This is a genomic window from Streptomyces sp. NPDC088915, assembly GCF_044749825.1.
GTDB lineage: Bacteria > Actinomycetota > Actinomycetes > Streptomycetales > Streptomycetaceae > Streptomyces.
Genome location: NZ_JBIVIR010000008.1, coordinates 88,183 through 110,641 on the forward strand (window position 1 = coordinate 88,183; position 22,459 = coordinate 110,641).

Annotated in this window: 14 protein-coding genes and 1 pseudogene; 9 read left to right on the forward strand and 6 right to left on the reverse strand. The window is 72.8% G+C overall.

Annotated features, from left to right (window positions below; all coding sequences use genetic code 11):
• Window positions 1-121: 121 nt before the first annotated feature.
• A complete protein-coding gene (locus ACIP5O_RS16530) occupies window positions 122-1,117 on the reverse strand; it encodes an ADP-ribosylglycohydrolase family protein (protein WP_401293712.1) in 996 nt (331 codons plus the stop codon).
• A 257-nt stretch (window positions 1,118-1,374) separates the two neighbouring features.
• On the opposite strand from ACIP5O_RS16530, the gene ACIP5O_RS16535 reads away from it, so the two are divergent.
• From ACIP5O_RS16535 to ACIP5O_RS16545, 3 genes are all read left to right on the forward strand, one after another.
• Window positions 1,375-2,103 carry a VIT1/CCC1 transporter family protein gene (locus ACIP5O_RS16535; protein WP_401293715.1) on the forward strand — a complete coding sequence of 243 codons (729 nt, stop codon included), beginning with the start codon at window positions 1,375-1,377 and terminating at the stop codon, window positions 2,101-2,103.
• 441 nt (window positions 2,104-2,544) lie between these two features.
• Entirely contained in the window at window positions 2,545-7,113 is a 4,569-nt protein-coding gene (gene gltB / locus ACIP5O_RS16540) for a glutamate synthase large subunit (RefSeq protein ID WP_401293718.1), read from the forward strand.
• Complete coding sequence (locus ACIP5O_RS16545; RefSeq protein ID WP_401293721.1) at window positions 7,106-8,566, forward strand: glutamate synthase subunit beta; 1,461 nt, start codon at window positions 7,106-7,108, stop codon at window positions 8,564-8,566. Before gltB ends, ACIP5O_RS16545 begins: the two co-directional genes overlap by 8 nt.
• A 123-nt stretch (window positions 8,567-8,689) precedes the next feature.
• Here the strand turns inward: ACIP5O_RS16545 and ACIP5O_RS16550 are convergent, their stop codons facing one another.
• Genes ACIP5O_RS16550 through ACIP5O_RS16560 form a run of 3 tightly spaced genes read right to left on the reverse strand, consistent with a single transcriptional unit; the run spans window position 8,690 to window position 14,627 of the window.
• Complete coding sequence (locus ACIP5O_RS16550) at window positions 8,690-9,142, reverse strand: hypothetical protein (RefSeq protein WP_401293724.1); 453 nt, start codon at window positions 9,140-9,142, stop codon at window positions 8,690-8,692.
• The gene (locus ACIP5O_RS16555) at window positions 9,139-9,462 is read right to left on the reverse strand and encodes a hypothetical protein (RefSeq protein WP_401293727.1); all 324 of its coding nucleotides are present in this window, start codon (window positions 9,460-9,462) and stop codon (window positions 9,139-9,141) included. The genes ACIP5O_RS16550 and ACIP5O_RS16555 overlap by 4 nt, the downstream gene beginning before the upstream one ends.
• A complete protein-coding gene (locus ACIP5O_RS16560) occupies window positions 9,459-14,627 on the reverse strand; it encodes a caspase family protein (protein ID WP_401293730.1) in 5,169 nt (1,722 codons plus the stop codon). Before ACIP5O_RS16560 ends, ACIP5O_RS16555 begins: the two co-directional genes overlap by 4 nt.
• Before the next feature lie 157 nt (window positions 14,628-14,784).
• Here ACIP5O_RS16560 and ACIP5O_RS16565 point away from each other — a divergent pair, with 157 nt between their 5' ends.
• The 5 genes and pseudogenes from ACIP5O_RS16565 to ACIP5O_RS16585 all read left to right on the forward strand — a co-directional run bounded on the left by ACIP5O_RS16565 (window position 14,785) and on the right by ACIP5O_RS16585 (window position 18,983).
• Window positions 14,785-15,504 carry a vWA domain-containing protein gene (locus ACIP5O_RS16565; RefSeq protein ID WP_401293733.1) on the forward strand — a complete coding sequence of 240 codons (720 nt, stop codon included), beginning with the start codon at window positions 14,785-14,787 and terminating at the stop codon, window positions 15,502-15,504.
• A gap of 52 nt (window positions 15,505-15,556) precedes the next feature.
• Window positions 15,557-15,934 (forward strand): annotated as a pseudogene (locus ACIP5O_RS16570) (VOC family protein); the annotation flags it as partial.
• A gap of 72 nt (window positions 15,935-16,006) precedes the next feature.
• Window positions 16,007-16,525 (forward strand): pyridoxamine 5'-phosphate oxidase family protein, encoded by a 519-nt coding sequence (locus ACIP5O_RS16575; RefSeq protein ID WP_401293735.1) that lies wholly within the window; start codon window positions 16,007-16,009, stop codon window positions 16,523-16,525.
• A 225-nt stretch (window positions 16,526-16,750) separates the two neighbouring features.
• Window positions 16,751-18,400: a DEAD/DEAH box helicase gene (locus ACIP5O_RS16580; RefSeq protein WP_401293737.1), complete on the forward strand. Its 1,650-nt coding sequence runs from the start codon at window positions 16,751-16,753 to the stop codon at window positions 18,398-18,400.
• A gap of 175 nt (window positions 18,401-18,575) precedes the next feature.
• Window positions 18,576-18,983 carry a ribonuclease domain-containing protein gene (locus ACIP5O_RS16585; RefSeq protein WP_401293739.1) on the forward strand — a complete coding sequence of 136 codons (408 nt, stop codon included), beginning with the start codon at window positions 18,576-18,578 and terminating at the stop codon, window positions 18,981-18,983.
• 27 nt (window positions 18,984-19,010) lie between these two features.
• Here the strand turns inward: ACIP5O_RS16585 and ACIP5O_RS16590 are convergent, their stop codons facing one another.
• Complete coding sequence (locus ACIP5O_RS16590) at window positions 19,011-20,489, reverse strand: ankyrin repeat domain-containing protein (RefSeq protein WP_401293742.1); 1,479 nt, start codon at window positions 20,487-20,489, stop codon at window positions 19,011-19,013.
• Between the two features lie 67 nt (window positions 20,490-20,556).
• Entirely contained in the window at window positions 20,557-21,441 is an 885-nt protein-coding gene (locus ACIP5O_RS16595; RefSeq protein ID WP_401293744.1) for a hypothetical protein, read from the reverse strand.
• A 178-nt stretch (window positions 21,442-21,619) separates the two neighbouring features.
• Here ACIP5O_RS16595 and ACIP5O_RS16600 point away from each other — a divergent pair, with 178 nt between their 5' ends.
• The gene (locus ACIP5O_RS16600; protein ID WP_125668195.1) at window positions 21,620-22,390 is read left to right on the forward strand and encodes a trypsin-like serine protease; all 771 of its coding nucleotides are present in this window, start codon (window positions 21,620-21,622) and stop codon (window positions 22,388-22,390) included.
• Window positions 22,391-22,459: the final 69 nt, after the last annotated feature.

Genomic DNA, 22,459 nt, shown 5'->3' on the forward strand with positions numbered 1-22,459 from the left:
CCCGCGCTCATGGCGGTGCCGGGGGTGGCCGGGACCGTGTCCGTGCCCACGGCCGTGCCGGGTCCCGCCACCGTCGCCCCCGCCCCCGTCCCCGGCGGGGCCGGCCGGTTCGTGTCCGGGTTCACGCCGCCTCCTCCGGGGTCAGCAGGTCCGCGATGTCCAGGACGTGGTAGCCGCGCATGGAGGGGAGACAGCTGCCGGTGACCGGGGTGATGGCCGTGGCCCACTCCGCCGGGATCGCCCGGGCGCCCGACATCGCGCCCGCCAGGGCGCCCGCGACCGCCGCGGTGGTGTCGGCGTCGCGGCCCATGTTGACGGCGGTCAGGACGGCCGTGCGGAAGTCCCCGCGCGCCGCCGCGAAGGCGCCGAACGCCAGGCCCACCGCCTCCGGCGCCAGGTCCGTCCACGGGTAGCCGCCGATGACGACCGCCGAGCGGACCTGGCGTTCGCGGACGAGCGGGTCCGGCTGGACCCGCTGGGCCGCCACGACCGCGCGGCGCAGCGAGCGGGCCGTCCAGGAGTCCATCGGGACGGCGGAGAGGGCCGCCGCGATCACCGACGTCACGCTCGCCCCCGCCATCGCCGCCGCGACCCCCGCCGCGACCGCCTGGCCGCCGTAGATGCCCTCGCCCTCGTGGCTGACGCTGCCGTCGATCGCGACGAGCCGGGCCGCCTCCGCCGGGCGCCCGGCGGCGAAGACCCCGAAGGGCGCCGCGCGCATCGCGAGGCCGTCGCTCCAGGCGTGCCGGTGCTGCGCGGAGATGGGCGCCGCGAGCCCCCGCCGGAGGTTCTCCAGGGTGCCCCGCTCCGAGAAGCCCGCGCCCCGGAAGGGCCCCTCGTCGAGGTCGGCGATCCAGCGGTGCCAGGCCCGTTCGACGTGGCGGACGGTGAGGGCCGAGCCGTGCCGGGCGAGCAGCAGCCCCGAGAAGACGGCGTACTCGGTGTCGTCCGTGCCCGCCGGGCTCTCCGTCACGAAGCCCTCGATCCGGCCCCAGCGGCGGCGGATCTCGGAGGGCCGCATGTTCTCGGCGGGCGCGCCGAGCGCGTCGCCGACGGCGAGGCCGAGGAGCGCCCCTCTCGCCCGCTCCCGCGTGTCGCATGCCGTGGTGGTGACCATGTGCGGCGGCTCCTTCCTCCGGGAGGCGCACCGGTGGCGCCCCGTTGCCTGGATCTGTGCCACCGCCGCCCGCGAACTCGCCGGAGAAACGTCTCTGTCACCCGCCTGACACCCCGCCGGGATCCGGCGCGCCCGGTCAGGCGGGCCTTAGTAAGTACGGCCTGCCTTGCTGGCGCGCCCCTTACATCGAGCGTATTTTCGAGGGTAGTTGAGGGGGAGGCGGGCCCGTCCCGGCCCGCCGTGAAGAGGGGAGCACCATGTCCATCGTCGAGGCCCAGGCGCCGCTGCACGAGGCCCACCGCGACAACCACACGCACCGCGACGTGAACGGCGGCTGGCTGCGCCCGGCGGTCTTCGGCGCCATGGACGGACTGGTGTCCAACCTCGCCCTGATGACCGGCGTCGCCGGTGGCGCGGTCTCCTCCGGGACCGTCGCCGTCACCGGCCTCGCGGGCCTCGCCGCCGGCGCCTTCTCCATGGCCGCGGGGGAGTACACCTCCGTCGCCTCGCAGCGCGACCTCGTCCAGGCCGAACTGGACGTGGAGCGGAGCCAGTTGCGCAAGCACCCGGTCGACGAGATGGAGGAGCTCGCCGCGCTCTACGTCTCCCGGGGCGTCGAGCCCGCCCTCGCCCGCGAGGTCGCGATGCAGTTGTCGAAGGACCCCGAGCAGGCCCTGGAGATCCACGCCCGCGAGGAGCTCGGCATCGACCCCGACGACCTGCCGTCGCCCGCGGTCGCCGCGGTCTCGTCGTTCGGCTCGTTCGCGCTCGGCGCGCTGCTGCCCGTCCTGCCGTACCTGCTCGGGGCGACCGTCCTCTGGCCGGCCGTGCTGCTCGCGCTCCTCGGCCTCTTCGCCTGCGGAGCCCTGGTGGCCCGGGTGACCGCGCGCGGCTGGCTCTTCAGCGGACTGCGCCAGCTCGCCCTCGGCGGCGCCGCGGCGGCCGTCACGTACGGGCTCGGCATGCTCTTCGGTGCCGCGCTGTAGCCCTTTCGGCCGCCCTCGACCCCATCTTTCGCGTACATAAGCCGCACATCGCCTGTGACGTATCTCCCTGGCCCGATCCGCCGTCGCGATGAGACACTATGCGGAGCGCCACATACATAGTCGGTTACCCGGCGGTTTCGAACCCGTGACCAACGGGAAAGAGGCATGAGCGCCAGTGGGCAACGAAGCCCACCCAGCGACGGTTCGCCGGAGGCCCGGAGTCCCTTCGGACCCCCTCGATCCGTCCCCCGCGGGACAGTGCCTGTCGCCGCACCCCACAGGTGAACCAGTACCACCGCTGCGTGTCGGCGGTGTCCGCATGTTGGAACGAGCTATCCGCTTCGCGAGAAGCCAGCCATCATGTAACCTGCACGAAATTTCGCGGAGGGCCAACGTCGTCCCTCGGCATCTGCACATGCCACGACGACGACGGGAGAGCCGATGCGTTCCGACGCCTGGTCGCCCATGGACGGTCGCCCCGCTCCGCAGGGGATGTACGACCCCCGTAACGAACACGACGCCTGCGGTGTCGGGTTCGTGGCCACCCTCACCGGTGTAGCCAGCCACGCGCTGGTGGAGCAGGCGCTGACCGTACTGCGCAACCTCGAGCACCGCGGCGCCACCGGCGCAGAGGCCGACTCCGGTGACGGCGCGGGCATCCTGCTCCAGGTCCCGGACGCCTTCCTCCGCGAGGTCGCCGGATTTGAGCTCCCCGAGGCCGGCGCGTACGCCGTCGGCATCGCCTTCCTCCCCGAGGACGGCATCGACGCCACCGTCGCGACGATCGGGACGATCGCCGCCGAGGAGGGCCTGAGCGTCCTCGGCTGGCGCGAGGTCCCCGTCGCCCCCGAGCTGCTCGGCGCCTCCGCCCGGTCCACCATGCCGGTCTTCCGCCAGCTCTTCGTCGCGGACGCCGACGGCGCGGCCACCGGCATCGCGCTCGACCGCAAGGTCTTCGTCCTGCGCAAGCGCGCCGAGCGCGAGGCCGCGACGTACTTCCCGTCGCTCTCCGCCCGCACCCTCGTCTACAAGGGCATGCTGACCACCGGCCAGCTGGAGCCCTTCTTCCCGGACCTGTCGGACCGCCGCTGCGCCACCGCCGTGGCCCTGGTCCACTCCCGGTTCTCCACCAACACCTTCCCGAGCTGGCCGCTGGCCCACCCGTACCGCTTCGTCGCCCACAACGGTGAGATCAACACCGTCAAGGGCAACCGGAACTGGATGACGGCCCGCGAGGCCCAGCTCGCCTCCGACGTCTTCGGCGACCGCCCGCTGGACCGGATCTTCCCGATCTGCACCCCGGACGCCTCCGACTCGGCCTCCTTCGACGAGGTCCTGGAGCTGCTCCACCTCGGCGGCCGCTCCCTGCCGCACGCGGTCCTCATGATGGTCCCGGAGGCGTGGGAGAACCACGAGACCATGGACCCGGCCCGCCGCGCCTTCTACCAGTACCACTCCACGATGATGGAGCCCTGGGACGGCCCGGCCTGCGTCACCTTCACCGACGGCGTCCAGGTCGGCGCGGTCCTCGACCGCAACGGTCTGCGCCCCGGCCGCTACTGGGTCACCGACGACGGCCTCGTCGTCCTCTCCTCCGAGGTCGGCGTCCTCGACATCGACCCCGCCAGGGTCGTCCGCAAGGGCCGCCTCCAGCCCGGCAGGATGTTCCTCGTCGACACCGCCGAGCACCGCATCGTCGAGGACGACGAGATCAAGGCCGCCCTCGCCGCCGAGAACCCCTACGAGGAGTGGCTGGAGACCGGCGAGATCGAGCTCTCCGACCTCCCCGAGCGCGAGCACGTCGTCCACACCCACGCCTCGGTCACCCGCCGCCAGCAGACCTTCGGCTACACCGAGGAAGAGCTCCGCGTCATCCTCGCCCCGATGGCCCGCACCGCCGGCGAGCCCCTCGGCTCCATGGGCACGGACTCCCCGATCGCGGCCCTGTCCGCCCGCCCGCGGCTCCTCTTCGACTACTTCACCCAGCTCTTCGCGCAGGTCACCAACCCCCCGCTCGACGCCATCCGCGAAGAGCTCGTGACCTCCCTGCGCTCCTCGCTCGGCCCCCAGGGCAACCTCCTGGAGCCGACCTCCGTGTCGTGTCGCAGCGTCACCCTGCCCTTCCCGGTGATCGACAACGACGAGCTGGCCAAGCTCGTCCACATCAACGCCGACGGCGACATGCCCGGCATGAAGGCCGCGACCCTCTCCGGCCTCTACCGGGTCTCCGGCGGCGGCGAGGCCCTCGCCGCCCGCATCGAGGAGATCTGCGCCGAGGCCGACACCGCCATCGAGGGCGGCGCCCGCCTCATCGTGCTCTCCGACCGGCACTCCGACGCCGAGCACGCCCCGATCCCCTCGCTGCTGCTCACCGCGGCCGTCCACCACCACCTCATCCGCACCAAGCAGCGGACCAAGGTGGGCCTGCTCATCGAGGCCGGCGACGTCCGCGAGGTCCACCACGTCGCCCTGCTCATCGGCTACGGCGCCGCCGCCGTCAACCCGTACCTCGCCATGGAGTCCGTCGAGGACCTGGTCCGCGCCGGCACCTTCATCGAGGGCATGGAGCCCGAGCAGGCCATCCGGAACCTGATCTACGCCCTCGGCAAGGGCGTCCTCAAGGTCATGTCCAAGATGGGCATCTCCACCGTCGCCTCCTACCGCGGCGCCCAGGTCTTCGAGGCCGTCGGCCTCGACGAGACCTTCGTCGCCACGTACTTCAACGGCACGGCCACCAAGATCGGCGGCGTCGGCCTCGACGTCGTCGCCAAGGAGGTCGCCGCCCGCCACGCCAAGGCGTACCCCGCCTCCGGCGTCCCCTCGGCGCACCGCGCCCTGGAGATCGGCGGCGAGTACCAGTGGCGCCGCGAGGGCGAGCCGCACCTGTTCGACCCGGAGACCGTCTTCCGCCTCCAGCACGCCACGCGCACCAAGCGGTACGACGTCTTCAAGAAGTACACCGACCGGGTGAACGAGCAGTCCGAGCGGCTGATGACCCTCCGCGGCCTCTTCGGCTTCGCCGCCGAGGGCCGCACCCCGATCCCCCTCGACGAGGTCGAGCCCGCCTCCGAGATCGTCAAGCGCTTCTCCACCGGCGCCATGTCGTACGGCTCCATCTCCCAGGAGGCGCACGAGACCCTCGCCATCGCCATGAACCGGCTGGGCGGCAAGTCCAACACCGGCGAGGGCGGCGAGGACCCGGACCGCCTGTACGACCCGGAGCGCCGCTCCTCCATCAAGCAGGTCGCCTCCGGCCGCTTCGGCGTCACCAGCGAGTACCTGGTCAACGCCGACGACATCCAGATCAAGATGGCCCAGGGCGCCAAGCCCGGCGAGGGCGGCCAGCTGCCCGGCCACAAGGTCTACCCGTGGGTCGCCAAGACGCGTCACTCGACGCCCGGCGTCGGCCTGATCTCCCCGCCGCCGCACCACGACATCTACTCCATCGAGGACCTGGCGCAGCTCATCCACGACCTCAAGAACGCCAACCCGGTCGCCCGCATCCACGTGAAGCTGGTCTCCGAGGTCGGCGTCGGCACGGTCGCCGCGGGCGTCTCCAAGGCCCACGCGGACGTCGTCCTCATCTCCGGCCACGACGGCGGCACGGGCGCGTCTCCTCTGACGAGCCTCAAGCACGCGGGCGGCCCCTGGGAGCTCGGCCTCGCCGAGACCCAGCAGACCCTGCTGCTCAACGGCCTGCGCGACCGGATCGTCGTCCAGACCGACGGCCAGCTCAAGACCGGCCGCGACGTCGTCATCGCCGCGCTGCTCGGCGCCGAGGAGTTCGGCTTCGCCACCGCGCCGCTCGTCGTCTCCGGCTGCATCATGATGCGCGTCTGCCACCTCGACACCTGCCCGGTCGGCATCGCCACCCAGAACCCGGTCCTGCGCGACCGCTTCTCCGGCAAGGCCGAGTACGTCGTCAACTTCTTCGAGTTCATCGCCGAGGAGGTCCGGGAGCTCCTCGCCGAGCTGGGCTTCCGCACCCTCGAAGAGGCCGTCGGCCACGCCGAGCTGCTCGACACCAGCCGCGCCGTCACCCACTGGAAGGCCCAGGGCCTCGACCTGGAGCCCCTCTTCCACGTGCCGGACCTCCCGGAGGGCGCGGTCCGCCACGCCCTGGTCGAGCAGGACCACGGCCTGGAGAAGGCCCTCGACAACGAGCTGATCCAGCTCGCCGCCGAGGCCCTGAACGCCCCCTCCGCCGAGGAGGCCCAGCCGGTCCGCGCCCAGGTCGCGATCCGCAACATCAACCGCACGGTCGGCACCATGCTCGGCCACCAGGTCACCAAGAAGTTCGGCGGCGCCGGCCTCCCGGCCGACACCGTCGACATCACCTTCACCGGCTCCGCCGGCCAGTCCTTCGGCGCCTTCCTGCCGAGCGGCGTCACCCTCCGCCTGGAGGGCGACGCCAACGACTACGTCGGCAAGGGCCTCTCCGGCGGCCGCGTGATCGTCCGCCCCGACCGGGGCGCCGACCACCTGGCCGAGTACTCCACCATCGCGGGCAACACCATCGCGTACGGCGCGACCGGCGGCGAGCTGTTCCTCCGCGGCCGCACCGGCGAGCGCTTCTGCGTCCGCAACTCCGGCGCCCTCGTCGTCTCCGAGGGCGTGGGCGACCACGGCTGCGAGTACATGACCGGCGGCACGGCCGTCGTCCTCGGCGAGACCGGACGCAACTTCGCGGCCGGCATGTCGGGCGGCGTCGCCTACGTGATCGACCTCGACCGGGACAACGTCAACTCCGGGAACCTGGGGGCGATCGAGGCCCTGTCGGACACCGACGAGGCGTGGCTGCACGACGTGGTGCGCCGTCACCGCGAGGAGACCGGCTCCACCGTCGCCGAGAAGCTCCTCGCCGACTGGGACGCCGCCGCGGCCCGGTTCAGCAAGATCATCCCCACCACGTACAAGGCAGTGCTCGCCGCCAAGGACGCCGCTGAGCTCGCCGGTCTCTCCGAGGCCGAGACCACCGAGAAGATGATGGAGGCGGCGACCCATGGCTGATCCGAAGGGCTTCCTCACCACCGGCCGCGAGGTCGCCGAGACCCGTCCCGTCGCCGAGCGCGTCCGCGACTGGAACGAGGTCTACGTCCCCGGCTCCCTGCTGCCGATCATCAGCAAGCAGGCCGGCCGCTGCATGGACTGCGGCATCCCGTTCTGTCACAACGGCTGCCCCCTCGGGAACCTGATCCCCGAGTGGAACGACTACGCCTACCGCGAGGACTGGTCGGCCGCGCAGGAGCGCCTGCACGCCACCAACAACTTCCCGGAGTTCACCGGCCGCCTCTGCCCGGCGCCCTGCGAGTCCGCGTGCGTGCTCGGCATCAACCAGCCGGCCGTCACCATCAAGAACGTCGAAGTCTCCATCATCGACAAGGCCTGGGACGGGGGCGACGTCAAGCCGCAGGTGCCCGAGCGCCTCTCCGGCAAGACCGCCGCCGTCATCGGCTCCGGCCCGGCCGGCCTCGCCGCCGCCCAGCAGCTCACCCGGGCCGGCCACACCGTGGTCGTGTACGAGCGCGCCGACCGCATCGGCGGGCTGCTGCGCTACGGCATCCCCGAGTTCAAGATGGAGAAGCGGCACATCAACCGCCGCATCGAGCAGATGCGCGCGGAGGGCACCAAGTTCCGCACCGGCGTCGAGGTCGGCCGCGACATCACCGCCACCGACCTGCGCAAGCGGTTCGACGCGGTCGTCATCGCCGCCGGCGCCACCACCGCCCGCGACCTGCCCGTCCCGGGCCGCGAGCTGAACGGCATCCACCAGGCGATGGAGTACCTGCCGCTCGCCAACAAGGTCGTCGAGGGCGACTTCGTGGCCCCGCCGATCACCGCCGAGGGCAAGCACGTCGTCGTCATCGGCGGCGGCGACACCGGCGCCGACTGTGTCGGCACCGCCCACCGCCAGGGCGCGGCCTCGGTCACGCAGCTGGAGATCATGCCCCGCCCGGGCGAGGAGCGGAACGCCGGCCAGCCCTGGCCGACCTTCCCCATGCTGTACAAGGTCACCTCGGCGCACGAGGAGGGCGGCGAGCGGGTCTACTCCGTCTCCACCACCCACTTCGAGGGCGACGAGGACGGCAACGTCCAGTCCCTCCACCTCGCCGAGGTCGAGTTCGTCGACGGCAAGCTGACCCAGAAGCCGGGCACGGAGCGGAAGATCCCCGCCCAGCTGGTCACCCTCGCCATGGGCTTCACCGGCACGGACGTCCAGAACGGCCTGGTCGCCCAGTTCGGCCTGGAGCTCGACGAGCGCGGCAACATCGCCCGTGACGCGGACTTCGCCACCAACGTCGACGGCGTCTTCGTCGCCGGCGACGCGGGCCGCGGCCAGTCGCTCATCGTCTGGGCCATCGCCGAGGGCCGCTCCGCCGCCCGCGGCGTGGACCGCCACCTGACCGGCACCAGCTCCCTGCCGGCCCCGATCCGCCCGACGGACCGTTCGCTGATGGTCTGATCCGACCGGATCCCCCCTGAACGTCCCGTACAACGACGTACGGAACTGAGCGCGGCGCCCCCCGACATGTCCCCGACCGGACGACTGGGTGGGCGCCGCGGCGCGTTCTCAGCTCTTGTCGGTTCAGCTCTTTCCGGGCCAGATCCACGTGATCAGCGAGGCGGCGGAGACGGCGAGGACGCCGACGAGGCCCATCCAGCGGGCCCAGCCGGTCATCCGCCGCACGGTACGGGCCCGGTCCCGCTCGTACCGCAGCAGGTACTCCGCGCCGGACGGCAGCGTACGCCCAGGCCGCTCGTGGACGGCGGAGACCATCAGCCAGGAGGCGGCGAGCAGCAGCAGGAAGGCCCCGGAGAGCAGCCCGATCACCCACCACCTCGGGCCGGTGGTCATCTTGCTCAGGTTCTCCTGCCCCTTGAGCACGAAGACGACGGTCAGTAGCCCGGTGAGGGTGGTGAGGAAGTTCCGGTACCCCTCCGCCTGCTGGAGCGCCGCCCGCAACTGCTCCGGCGGAGTCGCCATCGCCAGCACCCGCTGGTCGGCGTCCCGCAACTCCTGCGGAGTGAACTCGCTCATCGCGACAGCCCCCGCGGCGGCAGGGCGATCCAGAACGACGCACCGCAGCCCTGCTCCACCTCGGCGGGCCGGTCCACGTGCCAGGTTTCGCACAGACACCGCGCGTACTTCGGCGCGCCGTCGTCGAGCACGTACTTTCCCGGCGTCGACGGCCCCTTGGTGACGTACTGGACGTCCTCCCAGACGCGCACGGTCACGCACCGGCAGGCCGGACACTCCCCGGTCGCCTCCACTCGGCCGCCCCGGACCTCCCAGAGGAAGGTGGTGACGGGGGTGGTGAGGGGAAGGTCGGTGACGCGATAGGGAACGGTGGCACTCATGGACGGGATCCTCCGGGGACGGCGGCGGGAAGGTCGAGACCGAAGAGGCGGGCGTACCGCCGGAGCCGGTCGAAGACCTGCTCCTCGGTGAGGTCGGTCTCCTCGGCGCACAGGACGATGTGGTCGGGGTCGACGGCACCTTCGAGTGCAGGCGCGCGACCGGTCAGCCGGGCGGTGAGCACGATGACGTCACGCCAGTCCGGCACGAAGTCCCGCTCGTCGCCCACGGGCTCCGGCGTGGTGACGTCGAGCCCGAGACAGCGGAAGGGCGCGTACCGCTCGTAGGTCTTCGCCAGCGTCCAGCCGAAGCGGCCGGCGACGAGGACGAGGTCGAGGGGGCCGAGGGTGCCGGGTCCGAGGAGGCCGGGATCGAAGGCGATCAGATCGAAGTCGTCGGGGTCGAAGTCCTCCAGAGCCTCGGCGTCGGGGCCGGTGAAGGGCCCCTGGAGGGTGGGGCCGCCGACGGTGCGGAAGGCGAGGGCGGTGCGGACGGCGTCGCCCAGTCCTCTGCCCGAGTGCTCGGCGGACTGGAGGAGGTCCCCGCAGGAGAGGGTGGTGCGGAAGGCCAGGGAGTCCCCGTCGCTTTCGAAGAGCGCCAGAACCTCCAGGCCGGGGGCCAGCGACCCGAGGGCATCGGGGAGAGCGACGGTTTCCAACGGGAAGGAGGGGACGAGTGCCGCCAGCCTTTTGGCCTGTGTGCGGATCGTCACCTTCTCTATGGCGGCGAAGTAGGTCAGCGGCTCCACCCCGAGTCCTTGTGCGTCGAGTTGCCAGTGACCGTACCCATAGCGTGAGTTCGAATAAATCAAATCGAGGAAACGCTTCATGAGCGGGTCCGGGTTGGTGACCCGCTCGATGTTCGCTTCGACGAGGGCGAGGCAGCCGGGGGTGAGCGCGCCACACGTGTCCAGATGCCGTAGATCTCGAAGCCGCGAAGCCAACTCGGCGTCGGTGGAGGTGGAAAGTATCGCCGAGGCGATGCTCCAGGGACCGAACGTGCCCTGTGACTCGGTTTCCCACTGGAAGAGTCCAGCGATCCAGTAGGGAACGATCCAGTCGGCGACCGTGTCGGGAACCTGTGGTGCCGAAACGGCCGTGGCGGCAGTGAGGGCATTGACCTGTTCCACCACCCGGCCGATCGGGATCCCCATCTCCTTCGACCGCCTCAAGACGTCGAGCAGGGTGAGGTCGCCCGTGACCCACGGGCGCGTACCGTTCACTTCGTGCGAGAGGAGGCGGCGTTCGTCACCGGTCAGGGCCCGGTGGGCGAGCGTGGTGTCGGAGACGTCCGTTCCCAGGGAGAACCCCAGGTTCTCCAATTGTCCGATCCGTTCGACGAGCTGTGCGCGCTGTTCGACGGAAGGGGCACGCACCAGCAGGTCCACCGCATGGACGGTTCCCGCATGCCAGAAGTGAGCCTCCCTTTTCGTGATCACACTGAGGGGAGCGGCCAGTTCTGTGGAATCCGTCGCCGAGACGGCACCTCCGGAAAGCCGGGGAAGGTTCTCCCAGCCCGGTACGGGCACGCTGTTCGCCAGGTCCCGTGCGCAGGTGAGGACTTCCGTCAGGGTGATGTCGTGAGCCGCCGCCACGGGCAGGAGCGAGGCGAACGGCGTCGGTGTCGGACGCCTCTCCCCTTCACCGGAACGGCGCGCATCGGCATGCGCGGCATAGAGGTCGGCCATGATCACCGTCGGGAACACGCTTCCGAGCGCTCGGACGTCAGTGGCTTCGGGCACCCGTATCCCGGTGACGGCGAAGCGCCGCTGGGCCCGTACGGCTGCCGCGAGGGACTGACCGGTGAGCGCCGCCGCCCTCAGGGGCGTGGCCCAGGAACCGTCAGGGACACCGTCCTCGAAGAGCAGCGCGTCCAGGCCGAGGGGCGAAGGGTATCCGGGAGGCGCGAAGGGTTCGCGCACGGCGTGGAACACTCCCAGCAGAGAGCTTCGCCACCGCTCGAACAAACCTCCTTCGCCCAGTCGCTCATGGCCGAAGACGGTCCCGTAGTAGTTTCGCTGGATGAAGTTCCTGTCGATGGGCAGGCACCCCGGATCGCGCACGGGGAAGGTGGACGAGGCCAGGCTGCGCTCGGTGTGGGACGAGTGCAGGACCCCCGTCGCGTCGTCACCGAGCGAGTCGAACACCGAGACCGCCAGGTCCGGTTCACTGGCGACGAGTTCCCACAGCCAGCGCAGCGACACCTCTTCGAACGCACCGACGGCTTCGGGCACTCCTTCGAGGAGGCGGCTCCGCACCCCTTTCTCGTCCCAGCCGATCAGCCCGTTGCGGTCCACAGTGGGTACAGGCTGATCTCGCTCGCGCAAGTTGACGACGTAGCCGTCGACCTCCGGGGCGTTCCCGACGACGACGCCGTCCAGGAGCAGCTGCCCCTTCCCCTGGACGAGCCAGGCGTCCGTCCCCGCTCCAGCCGGCGCGGTCGGCCAGACCTCCGACGCCTGGAGTTCGCCCGGCGTCCACTCCGCCGAGCGGGCCCGGTGGCCCTCGCGGTCCAGTTCCACCGCCGTCACCCGGTGGTCGCTCACCCACAGCAGCTTCCGCAGCGTCTCCACCAGGGAGGGCGGGGTCTCGCCGTCCGCGCTCAGGTAGAGGCGGACGGTGGTGCCGCCGCGCTCCGGGGCATCGGAGGTCTCTACGATCTCCAAGAGGCCGGAGCCGGACTGGATGGTGGCCCGGAGGGGTGCTTCCGTACGGGACGGGTTGCCGTGCAGGTCGGTGGTGGCGGTGGTGACCACCACCTCCTCCGCCAGCATGAAGTAGCTGAACACGCCGATGCCGAAGCGGCTGTTGAAGGGGGTCGGGTCGATCCCCGCGCGTCGCCAGTTGCGGCGTTCCTGCACGAAGTCCGGGTCCTGCTCGTACCGCTTGCCGGCCCGGGCGAACATCGAGGTGAGCTTCTTGCGGCTCATGCCGGTGCCCGTGTCGCGGCACTCGATGTACGGACGGTCCTCCTCGTCGTACCCCTGAACGAACTCGATCCCGGGTTCTTTCCCGGCCGCCCCGCACTTGCCGAGCCGCCGGCCGTAGTCAACACGCAGCTGTCGGTACCGGCAGGCGTCCAGGGCATTCTGGTAGAGCTCCCGGACGGCGAGCATCTTGTCGCCGTACAGCTGGGTCCCCATGAGCAGGGGGCGGATCTCGTCCTCGGCGAGCCGGAAGCGCTCCAGCGGCTTGGTGTACTGGTGGTCCAGCGGCTCCAGGAACTCGGTGGTCACCTTTCGCGGGATGCCGCGCAGCAGGTACGGCGCGTCCGTGCGCGTCTCCTTCCACTTCTTGTGGAGCGCCCGGACCGACGCGTCGGCGGTCGCGGCCAGCTCCTCCACGGCCGCGTGCAGTGCGGGATGGGGACAGAGGAAGTCGACGGCGAGGTCGTACGTGCCGCCCGCCTGCGTCCGTGCGTGTGCGTCGGGGGACTGGAGGCGGTATTCGGCGAGGGCTGCGACCACGTCCGAGGGCACCAACCGTTTGTGGGCGCCCAGATGGTCGACGAGGACGCCCGACATGCGCCGGGGATCGGCAGCCAGAAGGGCGGCGAGCCAGACCAGGTACGCGAGGTCGGGGCCGCGCCACGTGTTGCCGGGCACGGCGGGATGCGTGCTCCAGCTGAGTTCACCGCTGTCGTTGATGCGGGGACTGCTGCCGGGGGCGACCGTGACATGGGCGAGGACCTGGCGGACTTGGCGGTCGATCAGGGCGCGGTTCTGCGGAGTGGGCTCGCCGGGACCTCCGGCGGCGACGGCCGTCACCACCATGTCGAGCAGGTGGTCGACCGCCGGGTAGTCACTGGTGCGGTCCCACAGGCGGTCCCAGTCCGCGATGAACCGGTGCCGCAGCCAGTGGTCGGCCGCCGCTGCCCGCTCCGGGAGGTGGCGCTGCCGCAACGTCTCCGCCGCGAGGCCTACCTGCGAGTGCGCCCGCGCCACGTCTCTCGCGGCGTCGCACACCAGCCGGTCGTGCGAGGTGACGGCGTCCCGCCCCCGGCCGTCCTCGCGCCGGTCGATCCGGTCGGGCCGCAGCGCCGCCAGCTCGCTGAGGGCGACGGCGACGACCCCCTCGTGCAGCAGGGGCGCCGCGAGCAGCGCCGCCGTCTCGGCGGGGGAGAGGAGCTCCCGGCCGGTGAGGGCGGCGGCCTCCACGAGGTGGTCGAGCCGCTCCACGAAACGGATCGGGTACTCGGGGTCGTTCCAGGGCGTGGCGAGGGCCGAGTCCGTGCCCAGACGGCTCTTCGCGACCTCACGGGCCAGATCGCCGAGCCGGTCCTTGACCCGCTCGTGGACGTCCGGCCCGTGTGAGGTGTGCCTCCAGAGCGCGGAATCGGTGACGGCTTCGGTCCAGCGCTGGGTCTCCTGGGAGCCCCGGCAGACGACCAGGCGCTCGGCGAGTCCTTCCGGACAGCGGGACTCGACCGTCGGCGGAGGTTCCGCGAGCCGGGCGGTGAGCCGCTCGACCCGGCCACGGACGAAGGCGTGGATCTCCTTGAGTGTCTTCGGGGGACTGTTGCGGGACAGCGCCTCGGAGAGGGCGATGCCGAAGTGACTGCCCTTCTCCGGATCCGCGTAGGCCGCCTGTCCACGCCCGCAGGCCAGCAGCCAGGCCACGTCGCGGTAGGCGGAGTCCACCAGGGGCGTCTCGTGCGGGACCGAGGCGGAGGACGGTTGGTCGGTGCGGCAGGTGTCCAGGCAGACGACGACCTCGACGCCCTCGGGTATCCGGCCCAGCAGGACTTCGGGCGCGGTTTCGAGGACGGTCTGCGCGATCAGGGAGCCGTCGGCGCGGGGCCGCGCGTCCGAGGTGACCAAGTACTCGCGCTCGCCGACGGACATGCCGTGGCCGGAGACGTAGAGGAAGGCCGTGTCCCCGGCCTCGCAGGAGAGGAAGAACTCCTCCACCGCACTCACGATCGATCCCACACTCGTGTCCTGCCGCTCCGGCAGGGAATGGCCGGGGTGCAGCGCCTCGACCGCGTAGCCGGACTCGACGAGGGCGGCACTCACCATCTCGACGTCTCGGTCGACGAAACCGAGCCGGGGAAACCGCGCGGCGAGGCCGGGGTCGCGCTCCAGGAAGGTGGTCCGGCCCACGCCGACGAGCAGCGCCCGCCGTCCGCCGGTGACCGGCCCTCCGTCCGAGTCCGTCGTCGAGCCCACCCGTGCCCCCGCTCCCCTGCCCCGCACTCCTGGGCGCCCATGATTCCAGACCTCCCGCCGGGAGCGGAGCCGTACTGACGGAACGTCACACAGAGCCTGCCGTACGCTCGACCGCACGCCGGACACGACGACGTGCGACGTACGAGGGGGAACGCCCATGGCACTGAGCCTGCGGAAGGTCGAGGAGGCCGCGCCCGCGCTCGTGAGCCTCTACAAGTCGGCGGGGGAGTCGCTGCGGCGGCACGGGATCGACGGGCAGCGGGCCGCCGTCTACCTGGTCGTCGACCACTCCGGGTCGATGCGGCCGTACTACAGGAGCGGCGCCGTACAGGCGCTCGCCGACCGGGTGCTCGGGCTCTCCGCGCACCTCGACGACGACGGGCGGGTGCCCGTGGTGTTCTTCTCCACCGACGTCGACGCGGAGACCGAGATACGGCTCGACGACCACAAGGGACGCATCCACCGGATCGCCGCCGGGCTCGGGCACATGGGGAAGACGAACTACCACCTGGCCATGGACGCGGTCGTCGACCACTACCTGGACAGCGGGGCGACCGATCCCGCGTTCGTCGTCTTCCAGACCGACGGCGGGCCGACCAGCAAGCCGGCGGCCGAGCGGTACGTGTGCAAGGCGGCCCGGCTGCCGCTCTTCTGGCAGTTCATCGGCTTCGGCGACCCCGACAGCCGGCAGTTCGACTTCCTGCGCAGGCTGGACGAGCTGGACGTTCCGGGAAAGCGGCCCGTCGACAACGCCGGGTTCTTCCACGCGGGACAGGACCCCGACCGGGTCCCGGACGCCGAACTGTACGACCGGCTCCTCTCCGAGTTCCCGGTGTGGCTCGCCGCCGCCCGGGCCCGGGGCATCGTCCGGGGGTGAGGGAACCGGAAAGCGCTGGCCGCGTCCCCCGCCCGGCGGGGATCATGGCGCCATGACCTCTCTCGTACGCCACGTGACCATCGACTGCGCCGACGCCTACGCCCTCGCCTCCTTCTGGGCCCGGGTCCTCGGCTCCGAGCTGTCCGACGACGACCGGCCGGGGGACGAGGAGGCGCTCGTCGAGTCGCCCGGGGCCTCGCTCCTCTTCATCCAGGTGCCCGAGCCGAAGGCCGTGAAGAACCGGGTCCACCTCGACCTCCAGCCGCAGGACCGGACCCGTGACGAGGAGGTCGAGCGGCTGATCGGCCTCGGCGCGACCCTCCTCGACGACCGCCGGAACCCGGACGGCACCGGCTGGGCGACCCTGGGGGACCCCGAGGGGAACGAGTTCTGCGTCGAGCGCGGCCGGGCGGAGCGCGAGGCCGCCACCGCCTGACCCGGGTACGGCGATTTCCGGGGAAACCCGACAGCAGGTGTCGGGTTTCGCGTGTTCCCTGGAACCATGGGAGACCACGGAACCACCTGGTCGGCCTTCGAGGCCGCCGAACCCGACCTCGCCGCGACCGTGCGCGCGCGCTTCGGGCAGCACGCCCACCACGTCCTCGCCACCCTGCGGAAGGACGGCTCGCCGCGCCTCAGCGGCATCGAGGCGGACTTCCGCGACGGCGAGCTGTGGCTCGGCATGATGCCGAACTCCCGCAAGGCGCTCGACCTGCGCCGCGACCCCCGGTTCGCGCTGCTCGCCAACCCCGGCCCCGGCACCGGCATGGGCGGCGGGGACGTCCGGATCTCCGGACGGGCGGTCGAGGTCACCGACCCCGGGGCCCTGGAGCGGTACGCCGCCGTCGCCGGCGCGCCCCCGCCCTTCCACCTCTTCCGGGCGGAGCCGGCCGAGGTCGTGCGCACGTGGGTGGACGGCGAGGAGATCGCCTTCCGCAGCTGGGTCCCGGGACGGCCCGCGTGGACCACCCGGCGCGGCAACGACGACGCCCCGCCCCGCCGGGACGCCCCCGGCCTGTGAAGTGGGCCACGTCGGGGGCGGCTGGGCTGGGCGGATCCGTCCGGGCATCGGGCGGGCGGGGCGGGAAGGTCCCGGGGCGCACTATTGTTCCGGTAGAGAGACGACCGGAGCCGTATCACGCGTTCCGGACAGAGCAGCCGGGGCCCGCATCGCGCAGGTGCGGGCCCCCGCTGCGCCGCGCACCGGCCAGAAGGGCTCGGCGGCGCACCGGCCAGAAAGGCACGAATGACCCGCTCCGAGCGCTCCCACAAGCGCGGCCCCCGCACCGCGCAGGCGAAGTCCACGTCCCAGCCGAAGGCCTCCCGGGGCGGCCGCCGCCCCGCCGCGCCCCCGCCGCCGAGCGAGTTCACGCCGCCGGTGTCGCTGACGCCCGCGCTGCCCCCGGTGGCCTCCTTCGCCGACCTCGACATGCCCGAGGGCCTGCTGCGGACCCTCGGCGAGCAGGGCGTCACGGAGCCGTTCCCGATCCAGGCCGCGACCCTGCCGAACTCGCTCGCGGGGCGTGACGTGCTCGGCCGGGGCCGCACCGGCTCCGGCAAGACCCTCGCCTTCGGCCTCGCCCTGCTCGCCCGCACCGCGGGCCGCCGCGCCGAGCCGACCGCGCCCCTCGCCCTCGTCCTGGTGCCCACGCGCGAGCTCGCCCAGCAGGTCACCGACGCCCTCACCCCGTACGCCGGCGCCCTGCGGCTGCGGATCACCACCGTCGTCGGCGGCATGTCGATCACCCGGCAGTCCTCCGCGCTGCGGCGCGGCGCCGAGGTCCTCATCGCCACCCCCGGCCGCCTCGCCGACCTCATCGACCGCGGCGACTGCCGGCTCGACCAGGTCGCCGTCACCGTCCTCGACGAGGCCGACCAGATGGCCGACATGGGCTTCCTGCCGCAGGTCACCAAGCTCCTGAAGCAGGTCGAGCCGGGCGGCCAGCGCCTGCTGTTCTCGGCCACCCTCGACCGGAACATCGACCGCCTGGTCAAGATGTTCCTCGACGACCCGGTCGTGCACTCCGTCGACCCGTCGGCCGGCGCGGTCACCACCATGGAGCACCACGTCCTGTACGTGGCCGACGAGACCGACAAGAAGGCCGTCACGCTGCGGATCGCGGCCCGCGACGGGCGCACGATCCTCTTCCTGGACACCAAGCGGTCCGTGGACCGGCTGGTCAAGCGGCTCCTCGCCAACGGCGTACGGGCCTCCGGCCTGCACGGCGGGCGTTCGCAGCCGCAGCGCAACCGCACCCTGGACCAGTTCAAGAACGGCCAGGTCACCACGCTCGTCGCGACGAACGTGGCGGCCCGCGGCATCCACGTCGACGACCTCGACATGGTCGTGAACGTCGACCCGCCGATGGACCACAAGGACTACCTCCACCGCGGCGGCCGCACCGCCCGCGCCGGCGAGTCCGGCAGCGTCTTCACCCTGGTCCTGCCCGACCAGAAGCGCGACATGGGCCGGCTGATGTCCAACGCGGGCATCAGCCCCCGCACCGCCCAGATCAAGTCCAGCGACGAGGAGCTCGCCGAGCTCACCGGCGCCAAGGAGCCCTCGGGCGTCCCGATCGTCATCGAGACCCCGCAGCCCACCCCGTCCCGCAAGCCGGCCGGTTCCGGCGCCGGTGCCGGGAACGGGGGCGGCGGTCGCCGCCGTCGCCGTCCGGCCGCCTCCGGAAACACCGGCGCCACCTCCGGCACGGGTACGGGCGGGGGCCGCGCTTCCGGTACGGGCGGGGGCCGCGGCTCCGGTACGGGCCGGGGCGCGGGCTCCGGGCGCACCGCCGCGTCCGCCTCCGCCTCCGCCGGGGGAGGTCGCGGCGGGCGCCGGACGGCGGGCACGGGCCGCCCCCGCGGGCCCCGGCAGCGGCCGGCCGACAACACGTAACCCCCTACGGGGTCCGGACGCGGGCGGTGTCGTGACCACGGCGCCGCCCGCGTCCGTCACCGCACGCCCCCCGTCTTCACAGGTCCCGTACGTACGGGAACGACCGGTCAACATCCGGGGAATTGAAGACCGTCGGGGTTCCCGGCCGGGATCTACGCGCATCATCATCACAGGCATGCGCATCCCCCCTCGGTTCACCCTCGCCGGCGGTGTCGCCACCGCCCTCCTGTCCTCCCTCCTCCTCGGCGCCCCGGCCACCGCCGCCCCGGCCCCCGCACCCGCCGTCGCGGTCGTCGCGGCCGTCGGGGAGATCTGCTCCTCCGACCTGCCCCCCGAGGCCCACACCACCCTGGACCTGATCGACGCGGGCGGCCCCTTCCCGTACAGCCAGGACGGGGCCGTCTTCCAGAACAGGGAGGGGATCCTGCCCGCCCACACGTCCGGGTACTACCACGAGTACACGGTGAAGACCCCGGGCTCCACGACCCGGGGCGCCCGCCGGATCGTCACCGGGAGCGCGGTGCAGGACTACTACACCGCCGACCACTACGCCTCGTTCGACCTGATCGACCACGGCTGCTAGACGCGACCACCGGAGCGGCGGCCTTCCTCAGCTCCTGCGCGGGGCCGTCCACTCCAGGCGGGTCCTGACCCGGGGGTCCCGGACGTGTTCGAGGGCGGCGAGCGCCGTCTCGCGCGCCTCGCCGTCCGCCTCGCCGTCCGCGAGGACCGCCGCGAGCGCGTCGACGGCGCGCGGGTCCTGGCGGATCGCGAGCCCGCGCGCCGCCTCCGCCGCCGTCTCCGGGTCCGCGTCGTCGAGCCGCTCGGCGAGCCCCTCCCGTACGAGCGGGGTGTCGTCGGGCAGTTCGGCGAGCGCGAGCGTCGCCCAGTCCCGCACCCGGGCGTCGCCGTCCCGGCTCAGCGCGAGCACCACCCCGAGGGCCTCGACGTGCCCGGCCGGGACGATTCCGGCCAGGGCCCCGGCGACGGCCCCGCGCACCACCGCGTCGGGATGCCCGGCGGCCGCGAGCAGTTCGGGCACGGCCGCCGGGTCCGCGCACGCCCCGAGCGCCGTCACCACCGACAGGGCGGGCTCCCGCGCCGGACCCGCGGCGTTCGACGGCTCCGCCGCGAGCCGCCGCAGGACCGGCACGGCACTCTGTGCGAAGCCCGGCAGGGCGCCCAGGACCCGCGCGCCGAGCGCCCGCCGCAGCGGGTCCCGGTAGGCGCACCAGCCGGCCGCCGCCACGAAGGTCTCCTCGTCGGCCCGGCCCGCGAGTTCGGCCACCGCCGTCGTCCAGTCGTCGAGTTCCGGGTCGCCGCAGCGCAGCGCCCGCGCCGCCAGCTCCTCGACGGGGGTGCGGAGACCGAGCGAGCCCTCCAGGAGCGTGGCGATCGCCGCGTGCCCGGTCTGCCGGTCGTCGCCGCGCCCGGGCGCGCCGTCCTCCCGCAGCAGCTCCACGACGACCGTGATCCCGCCGTCCTCCCGGACCCGGCGGACCACCGCCTCGTACGTCTGCCCGCCCTCGTTCCCCGCGACGAGCCCGCGTCGCAGCTCGGCGGCGACGTCGGCGCCGATCCACCGCCGCGCCTCCCGCAGCGCGGCCTCCCTGCCGCCCGCCCCGTGGTCGAGGAGCGCCCGCACGCAGCCGGTGGAGCCGCGCCGGGCGGCGGCGAGCAGCGGGACGAGCCCGTCGGTGCCGCGCCGGTCGGGGTCGGCGCCGTGCTCCAGGAGGAGCCGCGCGACGTCGGCGTACCCGAGCCGCAGGGCCCAGGCCAGGGCCGTGAAGCCGTACCCCTCCTCCTGGTCCGCCTCCGCGCCCGCCGCCAGCAGCGCCCGTACCGTCTCGGTGTGCCCGCAGCAGGCCGCCCCGCACAGCGGCAGGTCGCCGTCCTCCTCGCCGCTGCCCCGGCCGGGATCCGCCCCGGCGGCGAGCAGCACCCGTACGATTCCGGCCTCGCCGCCGACGGCCGCCAGGTACAGGGCGGTCTCCCCGTCCTCCCGTCCCTCGGGGTCGGCCCCGCTCCGCAGGGCCCGTACGGCCCCGTCCTCGTCCCCGGCCCGGATCGCGTCGAACAACGTACTCATGCACCGACCCTGACCCGCCGTCGGCACATGGCGCAAATCGATTCCCGGAGGGACCGGGGCACGGGGTTCAGGCCGCGCACTCCAGGACCGTGCCGCACACCCCGCACCGGGCCCGCAGCGTCCGCCCGGCCGGGATCCGCAGGCGCCGGCGGCAGACCGGGCAGGAGAAGGAGACGCCGGTCGCGGGCGCCCCGCCGTCGAAGGCGTACGGGGCGCCCTCGCCGGCCCGGCCCCGGCGCCGCTCCCAGGCGTACCGGCGGCGCTCGATCGGACCGGCCCCGGCGAGCGGCGGCGCCGTGCGCTCCCGGCGGGCCTCCGCCCGGCCCCGTACCCACGCCTCGTACGCCACGTGGCTGGTGAACCACGGCGACGGGTCCTCGCCGAACAGTTCGGCCCGCTTGGCGAGGACGTAGCCGAACTCCTCCGGGGTCAGGTAGCCGAGCCGCTGGCGCTCGACGCCGTCCTCGCGGTACGCGTCCAGCAGCAGCCACCCGGCGCCCAGGTAGGCGGCGGTCACGTCGGTGAGGACCTCGTTCTCCGCGGTGCCGGGGAAGCGCAGGCCGAGGCGGTGCAGGAGCACGTGGGTGATCTCGTGGGCGAGGACCGCGCCGATGTCCCTGCGGCGGGTCCGGAACCGCTCGTGCACCTCCACGGAGTACTCCGGCCCGGGGGTGAGCTCGACGGTGCCGGCGTGCTCCATCGGCCGGAAGTCCACCGTCACGCGCGCGTCGGGCAGCCCCAGGTGCCGGACGAGGGCGCGGGCCACCCGCCGGGTGCCCGGGCGCAGCTCCTCGCCGTCGTCGAGGGCCACGTCGGCGGCGGTCACGCTGGCCGGAAAACGGCGCACGCCGTCGGGGGAGAGGCGGCGGTGGAGCGCGGTCAGCGAGGCGTCGACCACGGCCCGGTGCGGGAAGCCGTGGACGACACGGTCGGCCTCTTGACGGTGCGGCATGCGGGATCCCCCCTCTCGCCCACTGTACGGTCCCTCACATCGCAGCTGGCCGAAAAGGCTTCCTTGTGACGGAGGTTGAGCGCTGTTCATAATGCGGACCACGCCTTGACGAGCGCATGTCACGAGTCGTCGAGGCCGACCCCCCACGAGAGAAGGCAGACACGTGAAGAAGAACAGAATGGTCCGCGCGCTCCAGAAGCTTGCCGCGGCCGGCGCCGTCGTCCTCGCCGCCGTCAGCCTCCAGCCCACCACCACCGCCTCCGCGGCCCCGGCCCCCGTCGTCGGCGGCACCCGCGCCGCCCAGGGCGAGTTCCCCTGGATGGTCAGGCTCTCCATGGGCTGTGGCGGCTCGCTGATCAGCCCGCAGGTCGTCCTCACCGCCGCCCACTGTGTGAGCGGCTCCGGCAACAACACCGGCATCACCGCCACCGCCGGAGTCGTGGACCTCCAGAGCGGCAGCGCCATCAAGGTCAGGTCGACCAAGGTCCTCCAGGCCCCCGGCTACAACGGCAAGGGCAAGGACTGGGCCCTCATCAAGCTCGCCAGCCCCATCACCTCCCTGCCCAACCTGAAGCTCGCCGAGACCACCGCCTACAACACCGGCACCTTCACGGTGGCCGGCTGGGGCGCCGCCCGCGAGGGCGGGGCGCAGCAGCGCTACCTGCTCAAGGCGAACGTCCCGTTCGTCTCCGACGCCTCCTGCCAGTCCGCCTACGGCAGCGACCTCGTCCCCGGCGAGGAGATCTGCGCCGGCTACTCCCAGGGCGGCACCGACACCTGCCAGGGCGACTCCGGCGGCCCGATGTTCCGCAAGGACAACGCCGGGGCCTGGGTCCAGGTCGGCATCGTGAGCTGGGGCGAGGGCTGCGCCCGCGCCGGCTACCCCGGCGTCTACACGGAGGTCTCGACCTTCGCCGCCGCCATCAAGTCCGCCGCCGCCACGCTGTAGCGGCAGCCCGTGAACGGGTGCTCCGGGGCGGCCTCGGCCCCGGAGCGCCCCTCCCGTACACCGGGCCGG

Excerpts from the sequence above, each read along its gene's own strand:
- ACIP5O_RS16565 (WP_401293733.1), top strand. The coding sequence starts at position 14,785 with ATGGCACTGAGCCTGCGGAAGGTCGAGGAGGCCGCGCCCGCGCTCGTG.
- ACIP5O_RS16545 (WP_401293721.1), top strand. The coding sequence starts at position 7,106 with ATGGCTGATCCGAAGGGCTTCCTCACCACCGGCCGCGAGGTCGCCGAG.
- ACIP5O_RS16585 (WP_401293739.1), top strand. The coding sequence starts at position 18,576 with ATGCGCATCCCCCCTCGGTTCACCCTCGCCGGCGGTGTCGCCACCGCC.
- ACIP5O_RS16575 (WP_401293735.1), top strand. The coding sequence starts at position 16,007 with ATGGGAGACCACGGAACCACCTGGTCGGCCTTCGAGGCCGCCGAACCC.
- ACIP5O_RS16595 (WP_401293744.1), bottom strand. The coding sequence starts at position 21,441 with ATGCCGCACCGTCAAGAGGCCGACCGTGTCGTCCACGGCTTCCCGCAC.
- ACIP5O_RS16550 (WP_401293724.1), bottom strand. The coding sequence starts at position 9,142 with ATGAGCGAGTTCACTCCGCAGGAGTTGCGGGACGCCGACCAGCGGGTG.
- ACIP5O_RS16530 (WP_401293712.1), bottom strand. The coding sequence starts at position 1,117 with ATGGTCACCACCACGGCATGCGACACGCGGGAGCGGGCGAGAGGGGCG.
- ACIP5O_RS16580 (WP_401293737.1), top strand. The coding sequence starts at position 16,751 with ATGACCCGCTCCGAGCGCTCCCACAAGCGCGGCCCCCGCACCGCGCAG.
- ACIP5O_RS16555 (WP_401293727.1), bottom strand. The coding sequence starts at position 9,462 with ATGAGTGCCACCGTTCCCTATCGCGTCACCGACCTTCCCCTCACCACC.
- ACIP5O_RS16600 (WP_125668195.1), top strand. The coding sequence starts at position 21,620 with ATGGTCCGCGCGCTCCAGAAGCTTGCCGCGGCCGGCGCCGTCGTCCTC.
- ACIP5O_RS16590 (WP_401293742.1), bottom strand. The coding sequence starts at position 20,489 with ATGAGTACGTTGTTCGACGCGATCCGGGCCGGGGACGAGGACGGGGCC.
- ACIP5O_RS16535 (WP_401293715.1), top strand. The coding sequence starts at position 1,375 with ATGTCCATCGTCGAGGCCCAGGCGCCGCTGCACGAGGCCCACCGCGAC.
- gltB (WP_401293718.1), top strand. The coding sequence starts at position 2,545 with ATGCGTTCCGACGCCTGGTCGCCCATGGACGGTCGCCCCGCTCCGCAG.